Origin of the sequence: Streptococcus sp. 20925_1_69 (assembly GCF_041432365.1) — a bacterium.
Taxonomy (GTDB): Bacteria; Bacillota; Bacilli; order Lactobacillales; family Streptococcaceae; genus Streptococcus.
Window position 1 is genome coordinate 43,336 of sequence record NZ_JAPVZL010000013.1, and the last position, 6,000, is coordinate 49,335.

Annotated in this window: 4 protein-coding genes and 10 tRNA genes; all 14 read right to left on the reverse strand. The window is 41.8% G+C overall.

Annotated elements, in window-relative coordinates:
- Positions 1 to 139: 139 nt before the first annotated feature.
- Positions 140 to 763, reverse strand: coding sequence for an HAD family hydrolase (locus tag O3601_RS08685; protein ID WP_001172837.1), 624 nt, complete (start codon positions 761 to 763; stop codon positions 140 to 142).
- A gap of 3 nt (positions 764 to 766) precedes the next feature.
- Positions 767 to 2,047, reverse strand: a complete 1,281-nt coding sequence (locus tag O3601_RS08690; protein ID WP_061759598.1) for an MATE family efflux transporter — start codon at positions 2,045 to 2,047, stop codon at positions 767 to 769.
- Positions 2,048 to 2,107: 60 nt separating this feature from the next.
- The gene (thrC, locus tag O3601_RS08695; RefSeq protein ID WP_061759597.1) at positions 2,108 to 3,592 is read right to left on the reverse strand and encodes a threonine synthase; all 1,485 of its coding nucleotides are present in this window, start codon (positions 3,590 to 3,592) and stop codon (positions 2,108 to 2,110) included.
- Positions 3,593 to 3,667: 75 nt separating this feature from the next.
- Positions 3,668 to 4,945 carry a gamma-glutamylcysteine synthetase gene (locus O3601_RS08700; protein ID WP_371472580.1) on the reverse strand — a complete coding sequence of 426 codons (1,278 nt, stop codon included), beginning with the start codon at positions 4,943 to 4,945 and terminating at the stop codon, positions 3,668 to 3,670.
- Positions 4,946 to 5,052: 107 nt separating this feature from the next.
- Positions 5,053 to 5,136: transfer RNA gene (locus O3601_RS08705), tRNA-Leu, on the reverse strand.
- 9 nt (positions 5,137 to 5,145) lie between these two features.
- Positions 5,146 to 5,217, reverse strand: a tRNA-Gln gene (locus tag O3601_RS08710).
- Positions 5,218 to 5,230: 13 nt separating this feature from the next.
- Positions 5,231 to 5,303: transfer RNA gene (locus tag O3601_RS08715), tRNA-His, on the reverse strand.
- A gap of 14 nt (positions 5,304 to 5,317) precedes the next feature.
- Positions 5,318 to 5,388 (reverse strand) — tRNA-Trp (locus O3601_RS08720).
- 4 nt (positions 5,389 to 5,392) lie between these two features.
- Positions 5,393 to 5,473, reverse strand: a tRNA-Tyr gene (locus tag O3601_RS08725).
- A gap of 12 nt (positions 5,474 to 5,485) precedes the next feature.
- A tRNA-Phe gene (locus tag O3601_RS08730) sits at positions 5,486 to 5,558 on the reverse strand.
- A 3-nt stretch (positions 5,559 to 5,561) separates the two neighbouring features.
- A tRNA-Met gene (locus tag O3601_RS08735) sits at positions 5,562 to 5,635 on the reverse strand.
- A 10-nt stretch (positions 5,636 to 5,645) separates the two neighbouring features.
- Positions 5,646 to 5,735 (reverse strand) — tRNA-Ser (locus O3601_RS08740).
- An 82-nt stretch (positions 5,736 to 5,817) separates the two neighbouring features.
- Positions 5,818 to 5,891, reverse strand: a tRNA-Ile gene (locus O3601_RS08745).
- A gap of 34 nt (positions 5,892 to 5,925) precedes the next feature.
- Positions 5,926 to 5,996: transfer RNA gene (locus O3601_RS08750), tRNA-Gly, on the reverse strand.
- Between the last annotated feature and the right edge of the window lie 4 nt (positions 5,997 to 6,000).

Consider the following 6,000-nt stretch of genomic DNA (forward strand, 5'->3'; position numbering starts at 1 on the left):
GTACCTGTCTATCATAACACAAAAAATGCAGAAAAAAAGACCTCTCGGGCCTATTTAACAGAACTGTCTATTCCTTGTAACAAACTCGGTTACTTGAAATAGTTTGTTAGATCTCTGTCACAAAACTGACACAATCTTTTTATCGCTCAGCCTTAAAAAAACGGAAAATATCTGCTAACGCTTGAATCCTATGATTTCCTTCATAAGTCGACTCTAAAAAGTTGATACTTTGAATCCCACTATTCTGGGCAAATTCCACATCCAGAGTCCGATCCCCTATATAATAAGTATTGTCAGGATTCAACTGATACTTGTCTAACAGATAGTTAGCCGCTTCTGGACTTGGCTTACGCGCAAAGACACTCTGACTGGTTAAAATCTCTTTAAAATAGGATTCCAAACCCAAGTCTCTTAGAATAGTAAAAGCATTATCTCCCTTATGAGTGTAAACAAACTGTTGAATCCCTACTTGGTCTGCCCAAGACAACACTTCACGCGCACCTGGCATCAAGACTACTTGAGCATTCTTCTCAGCAAGACTCTGGGCACGCACTTGATTTAGTACTTCCGCATCCAAAGTTCGCTCTTCTGCCACCTGCTCCAGTAAATCTTGCACAGAAAACTTGAGGATAAACTCTCTCACCTGCTCCTTATCATAAGGAATAGAAAACTGAGCAAAAGTTTCCTCAATCCCTGACAAAATCGCTTCGTAAGAGTCCAATAAAGTCCCATCTAAATCCCAAATAAAAGCTGTTTTTTGCATTTCCTATCCTTTCAATCTAATATAACGCTGGTAACGGTAGCGTAGAAATAACCAGCGAAAACCATTATCCAAAAGGGTTCCGGCCCAAATACCGGGCAAGCCCCAGCCAAGCACAATCCCCATCAGATATCCTGTTCCAATGCGGATACACCACATTCCTATACTTGTCGCATAAAAGGGAAGCCGAGCATTGCCCAAACCCTGCCAGACTGCCGTATAGATGACTGTTCCTGTCGTCATAGGGGTTCCAAGTAGTGAAAACAGTGTCACTAGAACACTAGCCTCCACCGCTAGAGGATCTGTCGTATAGAGATGAGTTAATGGTACACCCAAGGCATAGATACTAAAGGTCAAAGGCAACATGAGAAGCAGAGAAAGCCAAAAGGTTTGTTTGCTCAAACTAGCTACTCTTTTCCAATCATCTTCTCCAACCGCTCGAGCCACTTGCATGACTGTTGCTGTAGCCACACCAAAGGCAGGCATATAGTTAAACTGGGTCAAGACTTCTCCGACTGCATTCCCAGCCACCGCCTCCGTTCCTAAAGAAACAACCAAGGCAATGATCACGACATCTCCAGCCCGCATCATGAGACGTTCTCCCGCTGCTGGTAAAGCCAAGGTCAATAGTTCCTTATCTAAACCAAAAGTTGGCTTCGCATAAGGCAGTTTTAATTGTGACCACAAAATCACAAGACCAACCAAACGAGACAGAATAGTCCCCCAAGCAACACCAGCTATTCCCATATCCAGTACAAAAATAGCTAGACTTGAAAAAAGAATATTCATTGCATTGGATAAAAGACTCACATAGAGGGGCAAACGTGGATTATGAGTTGCACGAATCAAGGCTCCCAGACTCGTCATCAAACCTAAGAGAACAATCGATCCGCCTACCAAAGATAGGTAGAGTCCACCACTCTCAGCTACATCTCTCTCCGTCCCCAAAAGTCCTATCATATCTTTCCCAGCGAAGATGGACAAAAATCCTAAAAGAAAACTTAATAGTAAGGTAATCTTCAACGCCTCAATCACATGATAGGCTAACTTCGACTGGTCTTTCTGCCCCATGCTTTTTGAAATAACACTGGAAATAGCAGCTCCCAGAGCGATGAAAATCGCCTGATAAATCGTGATAATATTGCCAGCTACTGATACACCCGAAATAGCTATCAAGCCCAAGTGAGCAACCAGATAATTATCCACCATCCCCATGAGCATCTGCAAAAAGTTTTCGCCCATAGCTGGCAAGGCAATATTAAGAATGTCTTTATTTTTCTTAAACAATCCGTCCTCCTGATGAAAAGAAACTCAGTTGGCTTCCCAACCGAGTTTACTCCTTCTGTCTTAAAGTCCTAAATAAGACTCAACCGCTGCTTGCATATCAGCAGCTGCCACTGTTGTCTTGTGACGAACAGGAGCTGTTTCAAGCCCGTCAACTGCAGGTGGCACAACCACTCCTGAGATTTCATGTAATTGAGCCAAGGCTTCAAAGTCAGTCAAGCCAACTTTCCCTGTTACAGCTTCTACTGCAACCACTGGGAACTTGTATGGACTAGCTGTTGATGCAATTACTGTCTTAGTCGCATCGCCAGTAGCCACTTGGTACTTTTTATAAACTGCTGAGGCAACCGCCGTATGTGGATCCTCGATATAAGAATCTGACTCATAAACACGCTTGATTTCTGCTGCCGTTTCTTCCTCAGTCGCATATTCAGCTGCAAAAAGGTCAAGAATCTCTTCATCAAAATCTGTCAATTCATACTGACCTTGGTTATTCAAAGCATTCATGAGTTCAGCTGTCTTAACCGCATCATTACCCAAAAGGTGGAAAATCAAGCGCTCCAAGTTTGAAGACACCAAGATATCCATAGATGGGCTAGTGGTTACCTTAAACTCACGTTTCTTATCATAAACACGTGTCTTGAAAAAGTCTGTCAAAACATTGTTGTCATTTGAAGCACAGATCAATTTACCAACTGGTAGACCAATTTGTTTGGCATAAAAGGCAGCCAAGATATTTCCAAAGTTTCCTGTTGGTACGGTAAAGTTGACCTTATCACCAGCCACAATCTCACCAGTTTTAACAAGCTGAGCGTAGGCATAAACATAGTAGACAATTTGTGGCACCAAACGGCCAATATTCATAGAGTTAGCTGATGAAAATTGCAACTTGTTGGCAGCCAATTTTTCACGGAGAGCCACATCATTAAACATATACTTCACGTTAGTTTGCGCATCATCAAAGTTACCATCAATGGCGATAACATGAGTATTATCGCCAGTCTGCGTGGTCATTTGCAACTCTTGTACCTTGCTGACACCATCCTTTGGATAAAAGACGATAATCTCAGTTCCAGGCACGTCCGCAAATCCCGCCATAGCAGCTTTCCCAGTATCACCAGATGTCGCTGTCAAGATGACAATCTTATTCTCCAAACCATGTTTCTTAGAAGCAGTCGTCATAAAGTATGGCAATATAGACAAGGCCATATCCTTAAAGGCAATCGTTGAACCATGAAAAAGTTCCAAATTGTATTGTCCATCTAATTTCACTAATGGTGCAATAGTTGGAGTATCAAATTTGCTATCGTAAGCATTGTTGATACAGTAGTCCAACTCCTCAGCTGTAAAGTCATCTAAAAATGCTGACAAAACTAACTTAGCAACTTCCTGATAGGAAGCATCTTTCAATTTTGCAAAATCCAAATCTACCTTTGGATAAATAAGTGGTGTAAACAAACCACCGTCCGTTGCCAAACCTTGCAAAATAGCTTGGCTAGCAGTTACTGTATTGTTGGCATCACGCGTTGATTGATAAACTAATGTCATTACTCTCTATCCTTTATCTATAGTCTCTTCCATTATATCATGATTTTTCAGAAAATTCTCCCTTTATAAGAAAAATTATAGGCTCAATTCTTCTTTCAAAGGCTGTAAGTAGGTCATTTCTTGCTTATTTCTCATCTCCAGTCCTTCCTCAGCTAGCAGGAGTAAGTCTTTGGAAATTTCAATAATCGCAGTTTCTTCCTCATCTGTAAGATTCTTCTTAGAAAATTGTCGCCTTAAAAACTTATAATTTCGCCGAAATTTTTTAAAGAAAGGTGCAGTTTCTAAGTAAGCTTCTAACTTATCCAAATTAACTAATAATCCCAAGTGAAAAGCTGCTGAAGCGAAGGTTCTATCTAGAGGTTGGGTACACACACTACGAAACTCAACCGTTCCTCGAGTCGTTAAGTCCTGGTACTGGTAACTACGATGAGTTTCAAAGTCTTTCTCTTGAGGGTAAATAAGAATCTCATCCCCATTAAGATCATAGGCTTGGATTTCAGATGTAGCCAAATAGTCCCTAGTCTGAATCGGATAAAAATAATAGGTTTGTCCATCACGTTCTGCAGTAAAAATTGCAGAATGATCTAGATAATCAAAAAAATCATCCTCATCGTTAAAGAGTCTAGCATTGACCCCGACGTTTTCTGGATAGAGACCATGCATCGATTCTTCCCAGAAAATATCCCTTGAAATTTTCGTATCCCAATCTGCACCCGAAAACTCAGAGTTCGCAAATAAATAAGCCTTAGCCGCTTCAATTTGAGTAAAAGCATTAATTACCCGTAAGTAGTTGGACTTTGAAACATCCATCTGAACCTGACTCCCACAGATAAAAGCACCATAGTCAGAGAAATGATGTAAGTCTGATTCAGTCACATTCCTACTCAAATTCAAATAATCCATCAACATCTGATAACGTGGATAAGCAACTGGAGAATTCTCATTTTTATCCCAGTTGGGATGAATGCCGCAGCCAACAATAGCATGATTTGATTCAGCTAATTTTTTCTGGATTGCTTCCATATAAATACTAAAACGATTTTCGACCTCTTGAATTGTTTCAGCCTTACCAAATGCAAACTCAATCGTTGTATAGGAAACTTCAAATAAAATAGCATCCTGACTTAATGGGTCCACTAACTGAATAGGAGTCCCAAAATCATCTACCTTTTCGACAGTAAAATCCAAAGCAGAAACTAAATATCGGAATAAGTGTTTGATAACTTCAACATCTGTAGCATCCCCTTCCAAATTTGCAACAGGATATTCCAACTCAATCCCGACAAACAATTCAGGGTTTTCTTTAATATTTTTCAAATACCGATGTTTTAATAAATCGATAGAACGAGACATACTTCCCTACACTTTCATAATCTAAATAAAATTTGAATAACTATTATTATAGCAAAAATAATATAAAAAAGGAACGAAGATTTACAACGTTCCTTAACTCAATACTATACCGGCGGCCGGGGTCGAACCGGCACGTCCTTGCGGACACTGGATTTTGAGTCCAGCGCGTCTGCCAATTCCGCCACGCCGGCAAATAGTAACTGGGGTAGCTGGATTCGAACCAACGCATGAGGGAGTCAAAGTCCCTTGCCTTACCGCTTGGCTATACCCCAATAATATAAAATAGGCGAGTGATGGGGATCGAACCCACGCATGCCAGAGCCACAATCTGGTGTGTTAACCACTTCACCACACCCGCCATAATTCTATTAACACGGGCAGTAGGAATTGAACCCACACTGAAGGTTTTGGAGACCTTAGTTCTACCTTTAAACTATGCCCGTAAAATGGAAGGGGAGGGATTCGAACCCCCGAACCCGAAGGAGCGGATTTACAGTCCGCCGCGTTTAGCCTCTTCGCTACCCTTCCAAAATATATAAATGGCGCGAGACGGAATCGAACCGCCGACACATGGAGCTTCAATCCATTGCTCTACCAACTGAGCTACCGAGCCTTATTGCGGGAGCAGGATTTGAACCTACGACCTTCGGGTTATGAGCCCGACGAGCTACCGAGCTGCTCCATCCCGCGTTAATACAAAAGGAGGATGTGGGATTCGAACCCACGCACGCTTTTACACGCCTGACGGTTTTCAAGACCGTTCCCTTCAGCCGGACTTGGGTAATCCTCCAAAATAGTTTATACGGGAACAAACCCGTGTCCTCTTAGTGAAAAGATAATATTTCAATTCTCTAGTAATGGACTAAACACTATGGGCACGAGTGGACTCGAACCACCGACCTCACGCTTATCAGGCGTGCGCTCTAACCACCTGAGCTACGCGCCCAAGTTAAAAACTTGGTACAAAGAACAAAGTTCAAAGCGGGTGACGAGAATCGAACTCGCGACAACAGCTTGGAAGGCTGTAGTTTTACCACTAAACTACACCCGCTTAA